The sequence below is a fragment of the Candidatus Poribacteria bacterium genome, assembly GCA_026702755.1.
GTDB lineage: Bacteria > Poribacteria > WGA-4E > WGA-4E > WGA-3G > WGA-3G.
Genome location: JAPPBX010000091.1, coordinates 1 through 20633, shown reverse-complemented (window position 1 = coordinate 20633; position 20633 = coordinate 1). Strand labels below are relative to the sequence as shown.

At 46.1% G+C, this 20633-nt stretch carries 22 protein-coding genes; 3 read left to right on the top strand and 19 right to left on the bottom strand.

Features of this window, described 5'->3' with window-relative positions:
- The first annotated feature begins 146 nt into the window (after positions 1-146).
- Positions 147-533 carry a hypothetical protein gene (locus OXH39_18190; protein ID MCY3552396.1) on the top strand — a complete coding sequence of 129 codons (387 nt, stop codon included), beginning with the start codon at positions 147-149 and terminating at the stop codon, positions 531-533.
- Positions 534-717: 184 nt separating this feature from the next.
- Here OXH39_18190 and OXH39_18185 read toward each other — a convergent pair whose 3' ends face one another.
- The 4 genes from OXH39_18185 to OXH39_18170 all read right to left on the bottom strand — a co-directional run bounded on the left by OXH39_18185 (position 718) and on the right by OXH39_18170 (position 3054).
- Complete coding sequence (locus tag OXH39_18185; GenBank protein MCY3552395.1) at positions 718-888, bottom strand: hypothetical protein; 171 nt, start codon at positions 886-888, stop codon at positions 718-720.
- Positions 889-921: 33 nt separating this feature from the next.
- Positions 922-1395 carry an NUDIX domain-containing protein gene (locus OXH39_18180; GenBank protein ID MCY3552394.1) on the bottom strand — a complete coding sequence of 158 codons (474 nt, stop codon included), beginning with the start codon at positions 1393-1395 and terminating at the stop codon, positions 922-924.
- Between the two features lie 11 nt (positions 1396-1406).
- Complete coding sequence (locus tag OXH39_18175; protein MCY3552393.1) at positions 1407-2153, bottom strand: RNA polymerase sigma factor; 747 nt, start codon at positions 2151-2153, stop codon at positions 1407-1409.
- A 187-nt stretch (positions 2154-2340) separates the two neighbouring features.
- Complete coding sequence (locus OXH39_18170; protein MCY3552392.1) at positions 2341-3054, bottom strand: HAD family hydrolase; 714 nt, start codon at positions 3052-3054, stop codon at positions 2341-2343.
- Between the two features lie 555 nt (positions 3055-3609).
- On the opposite strand from OXH39_18170, the gene OXH39_18165 reads away from it, so the two are divergent.
- Complete coding sequence (locus OXH39_18165) at positions 3610-4407, top strand: LamG domain-containing protein (protein MCY3552391.1); 798 nt, start codon at positions 3610-3612, stop codon at positions 4405-4407.
- Positions 4408-4541: 134 nt separating this feature from the next.
- On the opposite strand, the gene OXH39_18160 is transcribed toward OXH39_18165, so the two are convergent.
- From OXH39_18160 to rsgA, 6 genes are all read right to left on the bottom strand, one after another.
- A complete protein-coding gene (locus OXH39_18160) occupies positions 4542-5309 on the bottom strand; it encodes a phytanoyl-CoA dioxygenase family protein (GenBank protein ID MCY3552390.1) in 768 nt (255 codons plus the stop codon).
- 47 nt (positions 5310-5356) lie between these two features.
- Positions 5357-6118, bottom strand: a complete 762-nt coding sequence (locus OXH39_18155) for a hypothetical protein (GenBank protein ID MCY3552389.1) — start codon at positions 6116-6118, stop codon at positions 5357-5359.
- A 48-nt stretch (positions 6119-6166) separates the two neighbouring features.
- The gene (locus OXH39_18150) at positions 6167-8503 is read right to left on the bottom strand and encodes a CehA/McbA family metallohydrolase (GenBank protein MCY3552388.1); all 2337 of its coding nucleotides are present in this window, start codon (positions 8501-8503) and stop codon (positions 6167-6169) included.
- A 70-nt stretch (positions 8504-8573) separates the two neighbouring features.
- On the bottom strand, positions 8574-8735 hold the full coding sequence (locus OXH39_18145; GenBank protein ID MCY3552387.1) for a hypothetical protein: 162 nt from the start codon (positions 8733-8735) through the stop codon (positions 8574-8576).
- A gap of 444 nt (positions 8736-9179) precedes the next feature.
- Positions 9180-9890, bottom strand: a complete 711-nt coding sequence (locus OXH39_18140; GenBank protein MCY3552386.1) for a 5'-methylthioadenosine/S-adenosylhomocysteine nucleosidase — start codon at positions 9888-9890, stop codon at positions 9180-9182.
- Between the two features lie 111 nt (positions 9891-10001).
- On the bottom strand, positions 10002-11231 hold the full coding sequence (gene rsgA / locus OXH39_18135; GenBank protein MCY3552385.1) for a ribosome small subunit-dependent GTPase A: 1230 nt from the start codon (positions 11229-11231) through the stop codon (positions 10002-10004).
- A gap of 482 nt (positions 11232-11713) precedes the next feature.
- On the opposite strand from rsgA, the gene OXH39_18130 reads away from it, so the two are divergent.
- Positions 11714-12793 (top strand): Gfo/Idh/MocA family oxidoreductase, encoded by a 1080-nt coding sequence (locus OXH39_18130; protein ID MCY3552384.1) that lies wholly within the window; start codon positions 11714-11716, stop codon positions 12791-12793.
- 36 nt (positions 12794-12829) lie between these two features.
- On the opposite strand, the gene OXH39_18125 is transcribed toward OXH39_18130, so the two are convergent.
- From OXH39_18125 to OXH39_18085, 9 genes are all read right to left on the bottom strand, one after another.
- Positions 12830-13327 carry a GNAT family N-acetyltransferase gene (locus OXH39_18125; protein ID MCY3552383.1) on the bottom strand — a complete coding sequence of 166 codons (498 nt, stop codon included), beginning with the start codon at positions 13325-13327 and terminating at the stop codon, positions 12830-12832.
- 3 nt (positions 13328-13330) lie between these two features.
- On the bottom strand, positions 13331-14305 hold the full coding sequence (locus OXH39_18120) for a hypothetical protein (GenBank protein ID MCY3552382.1): 975 nt from the start codon (positions 14303-14305) through the stop codon (positions 13331-13333).
- Positions 14306-14590: 285 nt separating this feature from the next.
- The gene (locus OXH39_18115; GenBank protein MCY3552381.1) at positions 14591-16117 is read right to left on the bottom strand and encodes a PQQ-binding-like beta-propeller repeat protein; all 1527 of its coding nucleotides are present in this window, start codon (positions 16115-16117) and stop codon (positions 14591-14593) included.
- Positions 16118-16293: 176 nt separating this feature from the next.
- Complete coding sequence (locus OXH39_18110; GenBank protein MCY3552380.1) at positions 16294-17241, bottom strand: adenosine deaminase; 948 nt, start codon at positions 17239-17241, stop codon at positions 16294-16296.
- A gap of 89 nt (positions 17242-17330) precedes the next feature.
- Complete coding sequence (locus OXH39_18105) at positions 17331-17981, bottom strand: YdcF family protein (protein ID MCY3552379.1); 651 nt, start codon at positions 17979-17981, stop codon at positions 17331-17333.
- Positions 17982-18001: 20 nt separating this feature from the next.
- A complete protein-coding gene (locus tag OXH39_18100) occupies positions 18002-18445 on the bottom strand; it encodes an N-acetyltransferase (protein ID MCY3552378.1) in 444 nt (147 codons plus the stop codon).
- A 212-nt stretch (positions 18446-18657) separates the two neighbouring features.
- On the bottom strand, positions 18658-19101 hold the full coding sequence (locus OXH39_18095) for an N-acetyltransferase (GenBank protein ID MCY3552377.1): 444 nt from the start codon (positions 19099-19101) through the stop codon (positions 18658-18660).
- Between the two features lie 22 nt (positions 19102-19123).
- Positions 19124-19897, bottom strand: coding sequence for a methyltransferase domain-containing protein (locus OXH39_18090; GenBank protein ID MCY3552376.1), 774 nt, complete (start codon positions 19895-19897; stop codon positions 19124-19126).
- Between the two features lie 34 nt (positions 19898-19931).
- The gene (locus tag OXH39_18085) at positions 19932-20510 is read right to left on the bottom strand and encodes a uridine kinase (GenBank protein ID MCY3552375.1); all 579 of its coding nucleotides are present in this window, start codon (positions 20508-20510) and stop codon (positions 19932-19934) included.
- Positions 20511-20633: the final 123 nt, after the last annotated feature.

Here is a 20633-nt window from a genome sequence, read left to right as displayed (position 1 = left end):
TACCATAAAGTTAGTCAGAATACCCCAACGGTGCTAATTTCCTATAAACCCACACTATTTCAGCGACAAATTCGGATAGGAATTTCTTGATTTTTTGTTTGATGTATTAAAATATTTTTTAACTTCACGAGAGGTTTAGATCCAATATGCACTTTGAAAATTATAAACCTGTTGAATATAAACACAATATCCTATTTGATAAAAAACCGTCTGTAGATAGAGCGAAGTTAAAAGATTTAGATCCTGCCTCAGCTCTATTATGTAAGACGAATGGGATTGTTAGCATTAAAGTGAGTGATGTCCGCGCAATAGGAACTGTAAAAACAAGACATGAGAATAGAGTAATAACCGATCACGCTGTGGATGTTATCCCTGATCCGGAACCCGATAATCCCACCCATTCCCTAATTATTGTAAAGCCTGAATTATTTGATTCAAAGAACAAGCAGAGAAATGCATTTAAATTGCTACAAATCGCACTTGCTGAACTTACTACCCAAAATGGATGGACTTTAGAACCAAGTCCACAGTGATAGGCAGAACACTCTTGGCGAGTGGTTGTTTTGACAGTACACTCTATCATGGGGTATGAACCCTATTTCTCTCCCACTGACACACGCTGAATCTGGAACCAAGTGAGAAACCTCAACAATTCAGTGAGACTCTGGATCGTTTCATCTCGTCCGTCCATTTGTGTACTGTCTCAATGAATCTCCTTCAATTAAACCGAGTAAAACCCGGAAGACTCGGTTCAAACAGGTACGTTAACTTCGCGAACACCGCCCGATTCCCCGGCAGGTTATCGACAACTACAAAGAAGAAATGGCTTTCCAGTGTAAATTCGTAGTCGAAGGTAGAATTGAAATTGTAGGTGATTTCACCTGCCATCCGTTCATCCACAGGTTCAATGAGTTCCGCGACCTAATCTTGTGTTTCTGAGAGTTCACGCATTGCGGCGAGATATAACGCTTTGCTTTGATTCTCAAAGGGTCCTGGATTGGTCGGGTTTTCTGGAAAGTGTGAAAACAGACGCGCTTCACTGACTTCCTCAAGGTCGAGTGGGTTACCTAAAGTCTCTATTTCTCCAAAATAAGCGATGCCCCAGTATTCGAGATTGAACATAGAACAGCGGATATAACACAACACTTCAAGATTTTTTAGCGTTGCACCGGTCTCTTCCAGAAGTTCTCGGTGTGCAGTTTCTTCAGTTGTTTCCTCTGGTTCGGCGCGCCCACCCGGCAGCGTCCAAATGTCATCATCACGCCATTTGCAGAATAGTATCTGGTTATCTTGATGTGCGAGACAATTGGCAAACTCAATTTCGCCTACATCTGCTGGCGGTTCTCCGAAATAGAGTAACATGTAGCCATCTTTTTCCTCAATCTTTTGAACCATCTTTTTCCTCTCTAAATACGAAAACCTATGCTGCCCTGATCAAGAGAATCTGGTGGACTGGTAATCAGGGATTTGGATGAATAGAAATCGCTCGATCTAACTGGAGTTAGGTGCATTCCAAAAATTGGGAATGCCAAGTTCATGAATAATGTCTCAATAAAATTAAAAGACAATCGGAAATTACAAAATGTTTGTCCAATCGCTTCAGCCTGCTTTTTTAATCGTTTCCGCGCACGACTCAGACGGCTCTTAATCGTGTTCTGAGATACGCCCAAAAACTTGCTAATCTCCTCGCAGGTCATTTCAGCAAGGTAGTAAAGACGGATCACCGTACGGTCAGCCTCTCGGAGTTTATCGAGGAGTTTTTGAATCAAGGCGCGATCCGATTCTTTTCCCCTCTCCTCCTGCTGTTCTGCTATATACTCGGCATAACATAATTCTGCGAGTTCTTCGGGATCAGTTGATGTTAGCGACTCCAGTTGCGGTTGCGCGGCTTGCTTTCGGAGCCACGTGACGCACAGATTATTGGCAATGACATAAAGCCATTTTGCAAATCGGTCTGGGTGTGTCAAGGTAGCGAGTTTTTGATACGCCGTGAGGAATACCTCCTGCGTAATATCTTCTGCGGTGTGGAAATCACCGATCTTTCGCCAAGCAAGCGCGTGAATCTGTGATTGGTATTTCTCAACCAAAGCAGTAAAAGCATCGTGATTGCCTTCCAAAGTGAGTTGAACTAACTGATTATCGCTATGTTGCATAGGGTACCTCCGTAAAAAATTTTTCTCCTCTGCGATTAAAGACGAAAATTAGGGGGCGAAAAGTTGCACTTTTGGAAAAAAAATGCGTTTTTTGTAGATAACACTTATTTTCAGTATTCCCTTAATAAGGCGCAGAGGGTTCGGTACCAATGAAGGATGTCCAAGCAATTCTAAAATCCATCAATTGTTAACAGGCGGCACAAATGTCTCGCACTTGATCAGTCACCTCTGATGGATGGGACAGTACTGGATAACCTGCTGCTCGCCGCATCACAATATCTTCCCCAAGCAAGTCTGTATGCTGACGGAGGAACCACGCGGCGCAAAATGGCAACATCCCAACCTGCGCTGCACCTCGAAGTTCGTCGCTATTGCCGTCGCCTACGAATATGCAGTCTGAAGGGGCAACGTCCAAATTCTTACATGCGTGTTGATAGATGTGAGGGTCGGGTTTTACCATTCCGACCAGATTGGAGAATACTGTCACCTCAAAAAAGCGTGCCAAGGGAGTATTCGCCCAATCCAAAACGGGAGAACCCTCGGTATTACTGATGAGACCGAGTCTAACACCTGAAGAGGCGATTTCATTGAGCATCTCAAGGATTTCGGGTTCTATACGACGTAGATGCGCTGCACCAGCGGAATAGCGGCGCTCAGTGAGTGTCTTAATGGCGTTTTCGGGTGGTTCGCCACCAAGTTTCCGAACGATGTACCGTAGAATTGCCGCATAATCTGAGAATTGACCGGTAAGTCGTGCTAATCGAAGATTCTGGTATTCCTGCTGAAATTCCTTCACGGGCAGCTGCAATGTCTGTGCGACTTCGGTGTGTGAAGGACGATCCGCGTCGAATTCTGAGATAAGCGTTTCAAATAAATCGAAGATGACTACTTTTATAGCCAATTCTAAACTCCTACTAAAGATTTCTATACAGATGCCGCCCCTACGGGGCTTTAACCTTGGGGGAAGAGCATGTCTATACAGATGCCGCCCCTACGGGGCTGCAGCTATTCGTAGATGAGGTGCTTTTTCTACGAGTGAGGCGCGTGAAAATTCGTAGAAAAAACCTTAAAACGTTTAGACATTGCGCCTCAAACAAACTTGTGGTAAAGTTGACAATTGTTTGGCGATTAGAAGAAGGCAAGGATAAAATCCTCGCCAGCGACGGTGAGAGGCTTCTTTATTGTGAAAACCTATTGGGATTTCGATATTTATCAGTTTTTCTTTAGTATCATTTTGTCGTAGACCGTTGAAGCTGGATCATCAACAGTATACCACACAAGATGTGGGAAAACAAGATGCAGGAGATGGAATTGGAAATTGCGACTTGACAAGTGAAAAACCTAAATGGTATAATTGTGTATTGTGTAGCATAATTGTACAGAGGAAAGCCAGATTATTCTTGCTGCCTCAGGTACCAAAGTTTTCGATTTGAGAGTGATGAGGGAGGTCGTAAAAGTGAAAACCACAGTTACAAGGTTAAAACTGCTATGTGTCAGTTTAATGGCTATTAGCCTGATGTTTGTAGGGACCAGTTCTGCTAAAATTGATTTTGGAGATTGCGTCGGCATGTGGCTCTTTGATGAGGGGAACGGTAAAAAAGCCGAAGATTCCTCCGGAACAGGCAATGACGGCACGATTGAAGGTGGTGCAAAATGGGTTAATGGCAAATTTGGCAAGGGTTTGAGTCTAAACGGCTCGGATGCTTACGTGGAAATTGCGCACGATGATTCTTTAAACGTTGGCGGCGAACACACGATTGCGCTTTGGTTTAAATTAGATAAGGCTCCCGCTGGTGGCATGGCGGTTGTGACCAAAGATGATTGGGCTCCTGGATTTTGGTGGGATGGTTCTATCATCCGACATCACACGCACGACCCACCCGCCACGCTTCATTATATAGATGCACCTTGGAGTCCAGATACAGACTGGCATCATGTTGCTGCTATCTGGGATGGTAAAGAGTTTATAATATATCTGGACGCTGAAGAGATTGGTGCTGGTGTAACTGGGCCAAATTTAGGCAGGAACGCGTTAACCGATAAACCCGTCTTAATAGGTATCTATCTCGCCACTGGACAACACGGTCAGTGGGGGGCGTTTATGGGGGCAATAATTGACGACGTTGCCATCTTCAGTGTGGCGTTGAGCAATGATGATGTTGAAACCCTCATGAATGATGGATTAAAAACAGCGGCTGATATTGAACCTTCAGGTAAACTCACAACGACCTGGGCTGACATTAAAGCCGATTAGCCTGCTCCGAAACCTAAAGATTGCGTTGGTTGGCAATTTTCCGAATTGATGGTGACAAGACTGAGTGTGTTTCAATACTGCGCACCCTCGGTCTTGTCATAAAATTTTAAAAGGTACTGTAGCCCTCTATTTTTTTACGCCAACTTGCCGCGGAGTAGCGGATTGTCTTTCATCACCTCACCATCACGATTTTGCGTACCGGACGGCATGTAATGGATTGCCATCGCCCGACGGTCTCGGGGTGAGCGGTTCGGATTTGTTTGGTGGAGTGTCATGCAGTGATGGACCATCACACATCCAGCTTTAACTGGCACTGGCACAGCACGGTCTACATCGGCATTCACCTGCAACAATGCTGGCAATTTACCTTTCTCTGACTCAGCACGTCCGTGCGCTGCCAATCCTTCCAGATAACTGCCGGGGATAACGTTCATACACCCGTTCTCCTCGTCGGCATCATCGAGTGCTAACCAGATGCTCACAAGATCCGGCGGGGCACACTGCCAATATGCATTGTCCTGATGCCAATACACTTCGCCGCCGTGATAGGCGGGTTTGTAGAGTGCCTGATCATGAAATAACTGGATATCGGATCCGATTAAACTCTCGACGATGTCTAACAGCGGTGCGTGGTAGAGTAACTTCCGATATTCCTCATCCAAACGCCACATCTCCATAATCTGCAACATCTCTTCTTCACGATCAGCATCTTCATCGCTTTCCGAGTCGCCGATGACTGCAAGGTTACGCAATCCCTCACCGATTGTGCCGCGTCTCTGTGAAAATTGGGCATCGTAATGTTCGCGTAGCACAGTAAGGTGTTCGTCATCAATGACGCGTTCGTCTATTTTGAGATAGCCTACCTGTCTGAATTGCTCGACCTCTTGGGGTGTAAGTTTCATAACATGGCTCCTTATAGTGGATTATAAAAAATACCTGATTGTAGGCATCAATGGCTTCTTCGGTCAGATTTATGGCCATCCGCCTTTTCCGCTTTTCGATTCGTGTAAAAACGCTCCCATGAGCTCCACACGAAGCCTCCGAAATGGCCTCTTCCGTCAGATTCATGACGACCCGTCTTTTTTCCTTTTCCATTCATGAAAAAACGCATGAATAAGCCCCACACAAAGCCCGTTACCAACCAAATTGGTACCCCAATAAACATCATTATCCAATCCCATTCTCCCCCTTTCAAAACCTCCCACACCTGCGGAATAACCACATTAAACACGTACATGAATCCACCGAAATAGAGGGTGCCTCTTAAAAGCCAATTTATGGACTTCGCTTGAATCAAGGGACGTTCAAGGACTTTCGCCAATCTTTCTTTTTCTTTCTCAAGCCATCTTCGACGGAAGAAGCGTGCGGGGAAATACCACAATGGGAAAGTAATCGCCAATACGACGAGACTAAAAACGTTCCATAGACACGGAATTACTTGATGGCAACTTGGACAAACAAAGCCAAACCAATGTCCGAAAGCATTTCTTTTTGCCCACAAACGGGAATCATTCAGGGTTTCACAGTGCGGACACGGAATGTAAGTGCGTTCCAACAGAGGTTTATCACTCTTTTTGTCAACCAACGAGACTTTGGGTTGTCGTTGTCCAAAAATTAGTTCGTTGACTATTAGTGCTGGGAACAATACCCAGAATAAAATAAGCGGATGAGGGAGTGCCCATATTTTGAATCTGCTTTTGTCGTATTGCATCGGTTCATCTCCATGCCAAATGATTGCTTGTCTCAAGAGACTTCAGTTTCAGTCTACGTCAGATTCTTCAAGAATTTTCTGATATGTCTGCGATGCTACGTTGTATGCTTTGCGAGCGGCATCGCGTTCTTCCTCTCGGATGCGGTTGACTTTTTGGTTCCAGCAGACTTCCACGGCATCCAAACACCACTGCGCACTTCTGCGACTTCCTCGGATCGGTTTACCGTCTACAATGACGAAAACCGGATTCGTATGGGACGACGGAAAAATGCGTAACGCAACCCAACTCGATCTATCAATAGGTGCTTCAAATTGAACGCGGACGATTTCGCCGTCAGCGACGATTTCTTGTGTCTCAACCGCCTGACCGTTGACGATGAGTTCAACAGGCACCTTTTGGCTTTCGGCAATGCGCGCACGCTCAACGTCCCAATACGGCTGCTGATCCAAAGCGCGGTTCTTTATCTCAAGGTTCGGCGTTTCGTTAAGTCGTGCGGCGACGCGAGCCGTGATGGTTACTGTGTCGGGTGCATCCAAATTCAGCTGGCTAATCTCTCCAGTTGCTGTTTCCTCTCCAACGGGTACGCCACCGACGGTGAAATCTAACAGATGGCTTTTGCCATCACCGACATAAGAGCGACCATCTTTCAATCCTGCTGCCCACGCGTCAAAATTGAGAGGACCGGCAGGCATTTTCACATAAATACGACCTAACCCGACGCGCTCGCCGTAAATGCAAGGGAAATCCGTCTCGCCACTGATTCGTGTACGGAACCCGCAATTTAGTGTGTGGTACCAGATATTCAGCTCCCAAACAGCGGGTGTGTCCACTGTAGAGATGAAATCAACGGCGTCATGAACGACATCGACGATGTATTCGTTCGCGCCGATACCGTCAAAAGGTGGCATATTGTAATTCGGGAGTTCATCCCCATCCACTTTCAATCCCCAACCGCTGTGGCTGAAGCCTGTCACTGCGCCCTGTTCCTTTGCCCACTGGAGGACGGGGAGATCCCAACTGGGCCACTCCTCAATGCGTTCAGTCCCTCTGTAGTCATCTTCAGTGAGTGCCAGCAACGAGAGATGCCCAGCGTGTGAGGAGGGGAAACCTGAAACCTCCACATCGTATCGCATTACGTAATCATCGGTTGAGAGTTCGTGAGCCTTGCCATCAAAAAACTGCTTCTGAAAATACCAGCAGGGTCCCCACGAGAGTACACAACCGACGTTGAGGTCCTCTCCGAGGATGTGCCGCATCATATCTTCAGGTGTAACTCCCTCGGTGGGACTTTCGTAGTGTGAGCAACCCGCTGCGTGTACATGATGGTCGCCGGAACGCCAGCCCTCCGCAGCGATATGGATCCATCTTTCGAGGTGAAATGTCTCTTGATGGGTCTCGGTATTGGGAACAGTGATGGTTTGTGTCTTTATCTTATACTCTGGTCCGCGCGTGTATTCGACAGTATACTCACCCGGCGGTAGGAGAACCGATTCGCCACTGTGCCGATAGATTTGGTTATGAAAGAAGAAATCCGGTGCAAGTCGCCGGCCGCGCGATGGATATACCCGATTCAGTGTATCGCGAATGATAAACGCAGCGGTTGTCGGTTTTCCGTCGAAATCTAACACCTCCAAGGTTACCTCCACCGCTGGCACACAGTTGAACAGGATCGGTACTTCACTGCGGAATCCAATGTCTTGGGTCCCCTGACCGACGTTGAAACCGAGCATCGCCTCTCGCTTCCCAGCATCGCGACTGTAGAGTTGAACAATACGATATTCCAATTCCAAACCGGAAAGACTTGGTTTCAAGGGTGGATTGGCATAGATATCAATATCAAGGAACCGATGCGGAATCTCGCTTTTCGGGATGGTCGTCTCTGGATCAGGTCTTCCAGTGGAACGCTTATAAAGTGGTGCGGAATTTTCGCTTTCTGCTGCCAAGGGTGCTGTCACGCCCGCCTCGTTGTGAACCTTTATCAAAAATGTGCGCCACCCTTGCTGCATCAGTTCCTTATTGACAGGACCTTCCTTAACCTTCACGCGGCTCTCAGGGTTGATATTGACCCCAGCCAAACAGTGCGGATCAAGAATTTTTTGAATGTCAGCAACTGCTTGTTGGTGGTCTTCGGAAATCAAGGCTTTCTCGATTGCTGAAAGGTCGTCTTCAGAAAGGGGTGAACCGAGGTAATCCAACGCCTCAATGAGTCGTTGGGTTGCTGCTGCTAAAGGTTGAAATTCCACTTCAGTGACGAGATTCAGTTCATCGGTGAAACCTACTGAAGTGAAAGTGAAGAGCAATATGTAGCCGATAAGCAGAAAGCGCAATTGGCTGCTAACTCTTTTTTTAATGATAGTGTTATATCGGTTTGATGCCTGTTGCATGGTGTATTCCTCCTAACCGCTGGAGAGGTTGTTTTTGACGCAATTTTAAACTCACTAACACTATAACCTATCATAATGTGGAGCGGATGTCAAGCGGTGTGTAAATATTTTGCCACAAGGTTAGGTTGGATGGAAGGTCGGAAGGATGGAAGGGTGGAGGTCTAATGGGGTTGATACGTTGAAGGCATCCATTTTCATCCTGTGTGAATAGCACCTCAACCTGTATTTTCATCAGTTTCCTATCAGATACATGTTCTTTCATGGACTAAATTATTTTCCAGTATCATGCTTCCTTTAAACTGTTTTCCTACGCCCGCTAATATTTACTAAACTTTGGACAATTTTCCACAGGTTTTCATGTGATAAATTTCTATACAGATATCGCCCCTACGGGGCTTTGGTCCTGAGAGGAACGGTTTCTATACAGATACCGCCCCTTCGGGGCTGCAGCTATTGGAAACCGATGGAATGCTTTTCTACGAGTTCCGCTCGCGTGGAAACTCGTAAAAAATATCAAAAGGTCTGAACATTGTTCATCAAACAAACTTATGGTAAAAGGCAGCATTATTTTGTAATTAGGGGAAGGCGAGGATACAATCCTCGCCAGCGGCGATGGGCGTTGCTTTCCTGAAAACCTATCTATATGTTTTGAACTTTACTATAAATTGTCCAAACTTTAGCAATATTTATTGAAGTTCACTAAAGCTTTTACGTACGCGTTTGTGGATTTGTGTAAGCGTTCAATCCGCTCTTCGGGAATTGGTCCGCTATCCTCCTCAATACACAGGTCAGATATAATGCGGATGCCGACATATTTGATGTTATTAATCGCACAGACATCCACAATTGCCGAGGATTCCCAATTGACTGCTACGGCTCCGCTCTCTTTGGCAATCTTGTCCCTTACCTCACGATTATAGATGTCCATATCGCCGCAAATTACAGAGGATTTTGTAATCGTAACATTGGGGTTGGTTGATAGCGTCGTTGCAAATTTGCTTATTGACGATGCAGAAGTCTGAAACAAACGTTCCCGCCATGTCTCTTGTTCACGCTGAATTTCGGGTCTATTTGGCACGTCGTGTTCAGAGACACCGGTAATTACTACAATGTCTCCGATATTCAAGGTATCGACTAAACCACCAGCAAACCCGAACTCGAAGAAGGTATCCACTTGATACGTGTCTATTATCATCTGGCACATTGATGCCGCACGGACTTTGCCCATGCCTGACTGCATGACAACCCATTGCTTGTCTCCATCAACGCCTTCAAACTGCAGTCTACTGTTCCAATCAACTGAACCATCGACATCCTGCCCCAAGACGTTGAGTAGTGCTAAGGTTTCATCGGCGTAAGCGGTCATAATGCAGAGTTTTGTATGCATAGATTGCCCTCCATAGTGAAATAGTTCAGGACTCACGAAGCTTTCTTTGCTGGCGAGGTTCCAAACCTCGCCAGCAGCGGTGAGGTGTTTTGTGTTTCCGAAAGTGCCCTCTTACTTTCGGGTTTTACTATAATCGTTCGATTTTTGAAATTCACAGTAACTCTGATACCGAAACTTCGAGATGTTCCCTCTCTTCAACGCCATCTCCACCGCACAACCTTCCTCATAAGTATGCGTGCAGGAACCTTTTTTACAATGCTCTCGGAGCGAATTCATCTCTGGAAAATAGCGGTCCATTAAGCGAGGCTCGATGTCGTAAAAGTGCAACTCGCGAAGCCCCGGCGTATCGGCGATAAAACCACCCAAATCCAATTTGTAAAGTTGGGTTGCAGCGGTCGTGTGCCTTCCGCCTCGTTTCGGATTCACTGCGTTCGTCTTCAATTTCAAACCGGGCTGTATGGCATTCAAGAGCGAGGATTTTCCAACGCCTGACAACCCAGAGAGTGCAGAAGTCCTCCCCTTCATCCACGCTTTCAAATCCTCGATTCCTTCACCGGTTGTTGCACTTGTGAGGATTGCCGGATAACCGATTTTCTCGTAAAGTGTGACCATCGCGTCTACTTCTGAACGGTTTTCAAGCATATCAATTTTATTAAAACAGACAAGTGGCTCAATCCTTGATGCTTCGGCGATAACAAGGAATTTATCCAGCATTCGCTGCCAGATGGGTGGCTCTTTTACGGAAGAAACAATGACAAGTCCATCAAGATTCGGAATGAGAATAACCCCTTTAGATTGTGTTCCCTTGCGTTTGTATTGACGCTTGCGACGCATAACGGCTGCAATGACCCCATGCCTTTCATCAACCACTTGAATTTTGACGCGATCCCCGACATAGACCTGCTGATTTCTGCTAAACGCATCTCGTTTTCCGCGTAGCGAACATTGATATTGATTCACATCGCACTGCACAAGGTAAACACCATTGCTCGCACGCATCACAACCCCTTCGGGAAGCCCAACCAATTTTTCGTTATCAAAGAGATAGCCTGTCCGTTTGAGAAGTTCCTCGTCCGGTATAATTCGTGCGGTTTTGATGGCACTGAGATGCTTGACCCTATTTTTGACAAGCATCTTCTCCGATTTGAGTAGCAGTGCGACAACGACAGGTTTGTCCGTGTCGTTGTCAAGCGCATTTTCGGCATCCCGAATGGCTGGGTTCATGCCAAGATACACCTTGCGATAGGCGACACGCTCCCGCCAATCAAAAGCTGCGTAATCACCTTCAACAATTTTTTGTGCTTCTATTAAAGTTGTGCCAGCATAAACAGACATTGCCATACGTTTCAATTACCTTTGTTTTCTCTGCCTCCAAATCACCGCGAATTTTCGCGAAGGATTCAAGGCGGTGTTCGTTAAGACGATGATAAAACGTAATAATCTTTCACCTACATGCAATTTTGGATGCACTTTGGGCGGCATCACGTAAACGATTCAAGGCTCTTTCGCTGCAACGAACCTGACATTTGTAAAAAGTCAAAGGATACATGATTCATCTCTGTGTGTCAAGAAAAAATTAGACTGATTTTTCTTGACGTGTTGCACGAAATTGGTTATTCTTTTCCCAACAGGACTTACGCACATTGCGTAAATATCGGACGTTTAGACGCAAAAAGCGGTAATTTCCGTCCTTTAAACCCCCTAAATCCCCCTTATCAGGGGGACTTTAATAGGAAATGCGTAAGTCCTAATCAAGTGAACAATTGATCGAGTGTGATAGAAGGACTCACCGAATCATTTTACTCAGGATAAGGAGAATACAGATGAAAACGTATCGTGCCGCTGTTATCGGTTGTAGCCGGATGGGTGCATTTATTGATAACGAAGTCCCCGACTATGAAGCGATTAAGTTGCCTTATTCCCATGCTGCAGGCTTTTTTGCTGAAGAACGAACTGACCTTGTTGCGTGTGCTGATCTTCGTCCAGAAGTCATGGAACATTTTGGGAACCGATATAATGTCCCAAAAGCGAACCAATACACCGATTATCGTGACATGCTTGAAAAAGAACAGCCGGATATCGTCAGTGTTGCCACACAACCGGAGCATCGCGCAGAAATTGTTGTTTACGCAGCGGAGCACGGTGTGAAAGCCATTTACGCGGAAAAGGCGATGGCGGCTTCTATGGACGAAGCAGCAGCAATGGTATCTGCGGTTGAAGGAAACAATGTCGCCTTCAACCTTGGCACAAACCGTCGGTGGCATACAGGTTTTGATAAGATGAAGGAGATTATCGACAGTGGTGAAATTGGTAAACTCCGAACCCTAATTATCTATTCAAACGCTACACTTTTCAACTCAGCCAGCCATCATCTTGACCTAATTTTACGTCTGAATAGCGATGCGGCTGCGAGTTGGGTTACAGGTTATCTTCCACAAGGCGATTCAGTTTTTGATGGAAATGAGATGCGCGTTGATCCGTCTGGTGGCGGAACAATTCAGTTTGAGAATGGTGTGACGGCACATGCCTTGCTAACACCACGGGGTAGTGAATGGGAAGCAATTTGTGATGGGGGAACCGTTACATGTTGGAACAACGGTTGGCAGTGGCATCTCCGTAAACGGCAAGATGTCCCCGGGTGGCGGACGTGTCAGGTCCCTGAAACCTTTCCTGAATTTGAACGGACCAGTAGCACAGCAAACTTGGTTAAAGACCTTGTTCACTCATTAGACACAGGGGAACCGACCCGCGGTGGTGTCCGGTGTGCTTATGCCAGCACTGAACTGATTTTTGGCATCATTGAATCACATCTACACAACGGCGCGCGGATTGAACTGCCGTTGAAAGACTCAAGCGTCCGTTTACAAAGAAATCCATCTGCAAGACAACCACGAGTCGAGTAACCATAGCAAGTCTGGAAGCATACGCCTTATACATGCCTATCCAATGGGATTTTCGTCTGATTCTCTCAGATTGATACAGAATATAGGTAGTTCACGGTTGGGAATACTTGCTGACTTCCTTGTGCTGACCAGCAAGCCGCCCGCTGAGCGATAAAATCGTTCAGCGTTCGGATCTCCTTGAATAATCATTTTATTATATCCGAGGTGCCGCGCTTGTTCTTGTGCATGCGTTATTAACTTTCGACCGTAACCTTTTCCAATAAAGGCAGGGTCAACAAATAGGAAACTCAACTCTACTTCGGCAGCAGAGATGCGTTCTAAGGAATAGAACCCTACTGCGTTTCCTACAGCTTCAATCACAAAAGTAGGGTTGTTCTCAATATGACACTCGTCAACCGTAAGTTCTTCAAGGCATGCTTTCATAAATTGATCGGAATAGCCCCAATATGACTTAGATCGGAAGGCAAGTCCGCTCAAGTGTTCAACTTCACTGGGTAAAGCTTGTCGAATTTGCCATTTCTGTGTGTTAGACACAGTTCATTCCTCCTTTACGTAGGGACGAGGTAACCTCGCCGCTACAGTCGCGAGGGATGCACGCCGAATATCGTCTAACTCCTGCACACTGAAGACACTGGCTTGGTAGAGGTTCCGATATTCTTCAGAGACGCTTTGACCGAATATCATTAGATCGTCTGTGTTGATTGTCACTGGCACGCCGTTGTCAAATAAGGTGCGGATGGGATGTGAGGCGAGATCGGGGACAGCATCCAACATCACGTTACTTGTTGGACATACATTCAATTGGATCCGATTCTCGGAAAGCCATCGCATGACTTCAACCGATTCCGCGGCACCGATACCGTGTTGGACTTCGTCTAAGTCAAGGACTTCGACCGTTCGCCGGACCTCTTCTGCCTCTCCGAATTCTCCAACATGTGCCTTGAGTTTCATTCCTGCGGCGCGCGCTTTGGCATATAAGGATTGGACGGCTTCAGGCGCACATGCCTCTTGATGGCTATACAGATCTATCGACTGAAATATGTCTAATTCTATTGCTTCGTGTGCCGATTTCATCCATTTTGGATCGTTTGCACACTCTCGTGCAAAGCCGAGTTCTGGGCGCAAATCAACCTTCTCTCGATACTGTTCAACTAACGCTTCAATAAATGAACGAAGTTCGGTCAACCCACCTGGATAAAACTTAAGCAACCGGATGTCGAAACTCATTTCAAGTCTAACAACACCATCTTGGACGGCATCATTTATCGCTGCCTCCGCGATGAACTCAAAACCTTGGCGGTGGTCTAAGTGAGGTGCTAAGGCCTCGTCTATGTACGCATGCATTCCCTCAAGTCCTTTCATTTTGAGCGGTGGTTTGGTTAGAGGGTGTCCCAACCAGTGCTCTGCATTCTCTCGACGTGTACTTAAGAAAGAATGGGAGTGAACATCGGTTTTAGGGGCTGCTTTTATAGCGGTTACGTTATCTGTGGAGAGTGCTTTAACGAATTCCATATACATAATCCGTAACTATACTCAACTTTGAATCTACATGTTCTGTCGCGTCTTATACTACTACAAGGTTGATGCGACAAGTGTAAACATATTTTCGGATTTTACTATAATGACGCGATTTGTTAACTGAAAGGTTGCATAATTTCAGAAAGACTGCAAAAAAATACCTTATGCTGCCGGGATCGGTGTGCATAAGGCTTCAAGGGAATTTAAAAATGAAAAATGACGATTTTTAATCTATAGAATATAAATATTATAAGGGCAAGCGTATATCAGCCTTACGAATTAGTTCGTGTGTATCACTGGTAATTCATAGCACGCTGCCTCGCGATCATTCCGTACAAGAAGGTAACGACCCGCAAGTGCTGGAGTGTTCCATGTCTTACCTGTTAATACCGCAAAACGCGCATGCTCAATATGGTGTTTTGGGTTAGCTTCGACAAGCACAACATCGCCTGATTCGGTGAGTACCAGCAGAGCATCCGAAATTAAGAGGGTCTGTCCATGTCCATATCTACCGCGTTTCCATTGACGTGTGCCATCGGCTGGATTTATGCAAGCGAAGATACCGTCGTCAAGCCCGTACAGATAGCCTTCGTAATAAATAATATTGGTGAATTTTGCTTTAAGATTTATCGTTTCCCATATAATGGAAACGTCAAATTCACCGGTGGGGTTACGCGAGAGCTGATAAAGCTTAGCACCGGCACCATAACCGGTTGAGACAAGAAGCGTATCATCAGAAATCGGGACTGGCTGTGCGACACATTCCGCATAAGACTTGACCCACGGCTGTTTCCACAAAAGTTCGCCAGTGAGTGGTTCATGGGCGGTAATTAAACCTTGGTTGAAAAGCACAATTTGTTCGGTGTCTAATAGCGTTGTCACGAGTGGTGAACTATAACCGCTTTGTGTTCGGTAACCTGTCCATACCATTTCGCCTGTCTCTTTGTGATATGCGACTGCACCACCGGCACTGACGATAACAAGCTCATTGAAAACGAGCGGCGAAATGCTGACACCCCAAGGCGGTGGTTCCGCTTTGTTCTCTTCAAAGATATTTGTTGTCCAGAGCTGGTCACCAGTTTCAAAGTCCAGACAGTTAAGGATTCCTGTCGAACCGACAGTATAAACTCGATTTTCTGAGATAGTTGGTGTCGCTCGTGGTCCGAGTCCTGCAGGAGGAGCATTGTAGCGCGCCCGGTCTTGATGACTCCATTTTATGGTGCCGGTGTGTAATTCATAACAGACCACTTTTTCCCAGTCGTCTTCCTGTTCTTGTGTAATTGCTGAATTGCCAACGACTGCAAAGCCTGACCAGCCTGCACCAACCGGTTGTCGCCAAACAAGTTTTGGTGGATGCGTGTCCCAATCAAGATTTAACTGGATACCTGACACAACACCATTCCGATGCTGCCCGAGGAATTGCGGGTAGTCCATCGCGGACATTTCGGTATTGGATGTGCTGTCTGGATCCTGACGAAAAGTCGTGGGGTTCTCCTGCCATCGCCATTCAAATATAGGGATAAGATCGCCGCTGAATCCTTTGAATTGGAATAGAGTAGTGCTGAGAAAGACACACAAGGCAACTATGGCAAGGGTAATTAACTTAAGCCGCCAACGCAAACGAGAAAAACCTAATAGCCACAAGACTCCAAGGAAGGTTGTAAGGATAACAACCATGATTATCCAAAAGACCTTGTCTTGGCGATGACCGGCTTCTACTATCCAGATGACTATGATGCCTAAAACAGCAAGGCTAAGGATAACAGAAAGAGGCCACCAGCGAATCGGTTTTTGCGTCTGCGCCACTATGAGGATTCCTTTTTTCTACATGGTGAATTGTGAAATGCAACATGAATGCTGAATATGGTGATAAATCTTAGATACTAATGTCAATGATACCACACCTACTTTGCATTGTCAAATTTTTATTTGTAGTAAAGCCCATAATTACCTTTACACCAACGGAATGGCGAGGTTCCTAATTAACCGAGACCAGTGAGGGACGCGCGTCGAATATCATTTAACTCTTCAGCACTAAAAACACCCGCTTGGTAGAGGTTCCGATATTCTTCGGAGACGCTCTGATCAAATATCATTAGATCGTCTGTGTTAATCGTCACTGGCACGCCGTTGTCGAATAAGATGCGGATGGGATGTGAGGCGAGATCAGACACGCCATCCAACATCACGTTGCTTGTTGGACATACATTCAATTGGATCTGATTCTCGGAAAGCCATCGCATGATTTCAACCGATTCCGCGGCAGCAATACCGTGCTGAACCTCATCCAAGTCAAGGACTTCGACTGTTCGTCGGATTTCCGCCGCGTCTTCAAATTCTCCAACGTGCGCTTTCAGTTTCATTCCTGCGGCGCGTGCTCTTGTAAATAACGGCTTCATAACCTCTGGTGGACACACTTCTTGACGGCTATATAAATCAATCGACTGAAAAAAACCTAATTCCACCGCTTCGTGTGCTAACGCCATTAGCTTTGGGTCGTCAGCATTTCCACGAGAAAAGCCCAACTCTGGACGCAGATCCACCTGTGCTTTATACCGCTCAACTAATGCTTCAATAGACGCGCAAAGCTCCGTTATCCCATTCGGATAGAAGTCCGCGAGTCGGATGTCGAAACTCATTTCAAGCATAACAACGCCATCTTGAATTGCATCGTCTATCGCTGACACCGCGACGAACTCGAAACCTTCACGGTGTTTTATGTGAGGTGCCAAGACCGCGTCGGCGTATTCCATCATCCCCTCAACGCCTTTCATTTTGGAAGGTGGTTTGGCTAAGGGGTGTCCCAGCCAATGCTCGACATTCCCTCGTCGTGCGCTGAAGAACGCATGGCAGTGAACATCGGTTTTAGGGGCTGCCTTTATAGCGGTTAGATTATTCGTGGAGAGTGCTTCAACAAAATCAATAGACATTATGAACATGCTCCAGCGACGGCACACGGCGTGTGCCTGCTACCTTAACTCCATGCTCTGGCTACGGCACACGGCGTGTGCCTGCTACCTTAAAGATGCGCGATGTCGCCCCTCCTTGTATATTCTATGATGCGTAGGTACTCACCATACACGCGACCTCTTGATACTTCGTGCTGATACCAATCCGCTGTGGATACTTTGACACCTTCATATTCAGCAACATAAATAACAGGTGAAAGCGTTTGAGAAGGGAAGAATTTTCTCAAGGTTCGCAGGCAGCGACCGCTGTGGTGCGCCTTGCACAGAAATGCGATACTCTCAGGAGAAATGCTATGCTGTTCCAATACATCAAGACTGAAGGCAACATCCTCAAGTGTGTTTGTTGACCTGTCCTGAACAAGGATTACGTCTGATGGGACCCCTCTTGTTATGAGTTCATCGCGCATTATGTGTGCTACAGGTTTGCCTGTTTCGGAATAGAGCCGCCCACTCAAACCGGTGACTATGACTTTAGGAAAATGCTCCTGCTGACAATCGCGCGCCACAGATTCCAAAACCTCACCATCAATTGTGGAAGTCCCAAAGATAAAAAGGAGATCGGCTGGTTGGGATTCGGACGCAACAAATACAGTTTGTGTGATACCCTCAATTTCCTCTGACGACAAATCTTTCACCGCGACTTCTCTCGGAATGGAGCGATTTTTGAGATCATTTTCATAGTTGTGGGGGAATTGCGCCATAATTTCCTCGTATGATCGAACTATTCAGGCAACTTTTCCATCTGAAAGTGTGTCGTACTTTCACCAACGATTGTGAATCCGAGTCGCTGATAGAAGGTGATACCGCGGGTATTGACCTTTAGGACCTGAAGCACCACAGGTTTTTGTTCAAGATTGGCATTATCAATAATACGTGTCATGCACGCGGAACCGATGCCTCTGCCTTGGTATTCAGGAAGGATATAGACTTGATTAACCTTAAACATATCCAAAGTATTAGATATTGCCAAAAAACCGACATCCACCTCACGAAACTGGATAATACAAACATCCTGCGCAGCGAACCGCCTATTATGCAGTTCCTGCTGATAACCATCGTCCCAACCCCAGGCCTGTTCTACATACTCACGGAATGCCGCCTTCTTTACGGTAAAAACGAATTCACTGTCGTTTGCGTGTGCCTTGCGAAGACTCAACTCCTCCACAGTAAACCTCCGCTTCCCGCACGGTCCCATCAGGTTTAGTAAACCTATTGTATGCCGCAGTTTGTTTTATAGGGATTAGACCTTCTGCAACCATACGGGTCAATTTAGGAATTTTCACCATATGTGGTAATAACCTCTGCCCAAATGCTGAAGAAACACCCCAGCAAAACCCGCTACGGGGCTAAGCGGTAGAAGGCAACATTTTTCTACTGCTATTCAGGCGATTTTTCCATCTGGAAGTATATGGAATCTTCACCGACGATTGTGAATCCCAACCGCTGATAGAGGGCAATACCACGGGTATTGACCTTTAGCACTTGAAGCACCACAGATATCTGCTCAAGGTTGGCATTATCAATAATACGGGTCATGCACGCGGAACCGATGCCTCTCCCCTGATATTCAGGAAGAATAAATATCTGATTGACCTTGAGCGTGTCGGAAGTAGAAGATGTGATGAAGAAACCGACATCAGTTTCACGAAACTGGATAATGTGAAAATCGTGCGAAGCGAACTCTTTATTATGGCGTTCCTGTTGATAAGTATCATCCCAACCCCATACTCGTTCTATATACTCCCTATATGCTGCCTTCTTTACCGTAAAAATGAATTCGCTGTCGCTTGTACATGCCTTGCGAATACTCAACTCCTCCACAGTAAACCTCCACCTTCTTTCGCTACGTCTCTTTCTTCGCGACAACGGCGAAACTCACGTTGTAAGCCATTTCATGTGTCCAACTTCCCGGCGCAGCATTAATATCTGGCTGCGTCCAAGCACGTTCCTCAACTCGCTCAATCTGAAAACCGTTGTCCAGAAGTCCGTTGAATATATCACTCAAATAGTGCCGAAAGTCAAATGCACCATCTGAATGCCTTGAAATACGTTCAGAATAAGGTTCGGTGACACGGTAAAATTCACCATCCCATTCCCAAAAATGATTGGCAGGATTTCCAAAATCTACACGATATTGACCGCCGGGTCGAATAATCCTCGACACGCCTCTATAGATTTCATGAACCGATGGCACCCAACTCATAGAAGGTCCTTGATAGATGAGGTCATACGAAGCATCTTCAATTGCGGACAAATCTCGGATGTTGAGGCGACGCGTTTTCACCGGATAGCCGTAGTGCTTCGCAGCTGCAATATCTCCGTCAAGTTGACCCTGCGTAAAGTCAATCACAGTCACACGTGCGCCAAGCAGACCGAACACCGCTGACTGTTGCCCGCCACCTGCGGCGAGACACAGCACGTCCTTGTGGGCAACATCTCTGAGTAGATACGCGGGATAGATCTGGTAGAGATGATACGGCACTGGATCGAGGCGATCCTCAGCATATCTCAGAATATCGTCTTTATCAAGGTCGAGCCAAGGGATGGTAAAGCCGTTCTTTTTTATTACTTCGGCTTCCCAATGTGTTCGATTGGCAATAGTAATTTCGTCATTCATAGGGTTTTACAGTAAAGGTCTCCAGAGATACACTTCAACCGGAGGCATCTATCGGTAAATATGACCTTGCTCCATTTATGGACAAATCGGCTCTTTCATGAGGCAAATGAGTTTTGACATAGTCATCTTCTTGGGGCATCCAATCTTGTTCCCAAATGGTGCGTGCCTTTTCTCCATCTCGCGCAATACCACGGACAAGACGGATTGCTCTCGGGCATTCCACCCATATTTTCAAATCGTATAGATTTGTTAACTCACACCTCATCGTATAGACCCCCTCAACAAGCACCACATCGGAGGTAGTAATTGTATGCCATTCGGCAAGAGCATCTGTCTCCCAATCGTACCGTTGATAATGTGCTGCCCGTCCCTCTCTAATAGGAGTGAGTACCTGATCGCGTAGACGTTCCCAATCAAAGTCACGACCAATTGTCCTCGCTTGTTGGTTTTCACGTTGATTAGAGGGGAGGTAGAAATCATCATGCTTAACGACGGTCACGACCCAACCCAAAGTACTGAGTTGTTCTTCCAACAATCGCGCCAAAGTGCTTTTTCCAGCACCGCCAAGTCCATCAATAGCCACAAGCGAACAAACTTTTTGGTGTTGGAGCATCTTCAAAGAGTTTACAAGGTTTGCAAATGAAGTGAAACCCACGTTTCTACTCTGCTTTTGTTAGAAATCCAAACGAGTTTAAAAGGTTTACGATACTCTTATCCAGTAGTATTACACCATCAA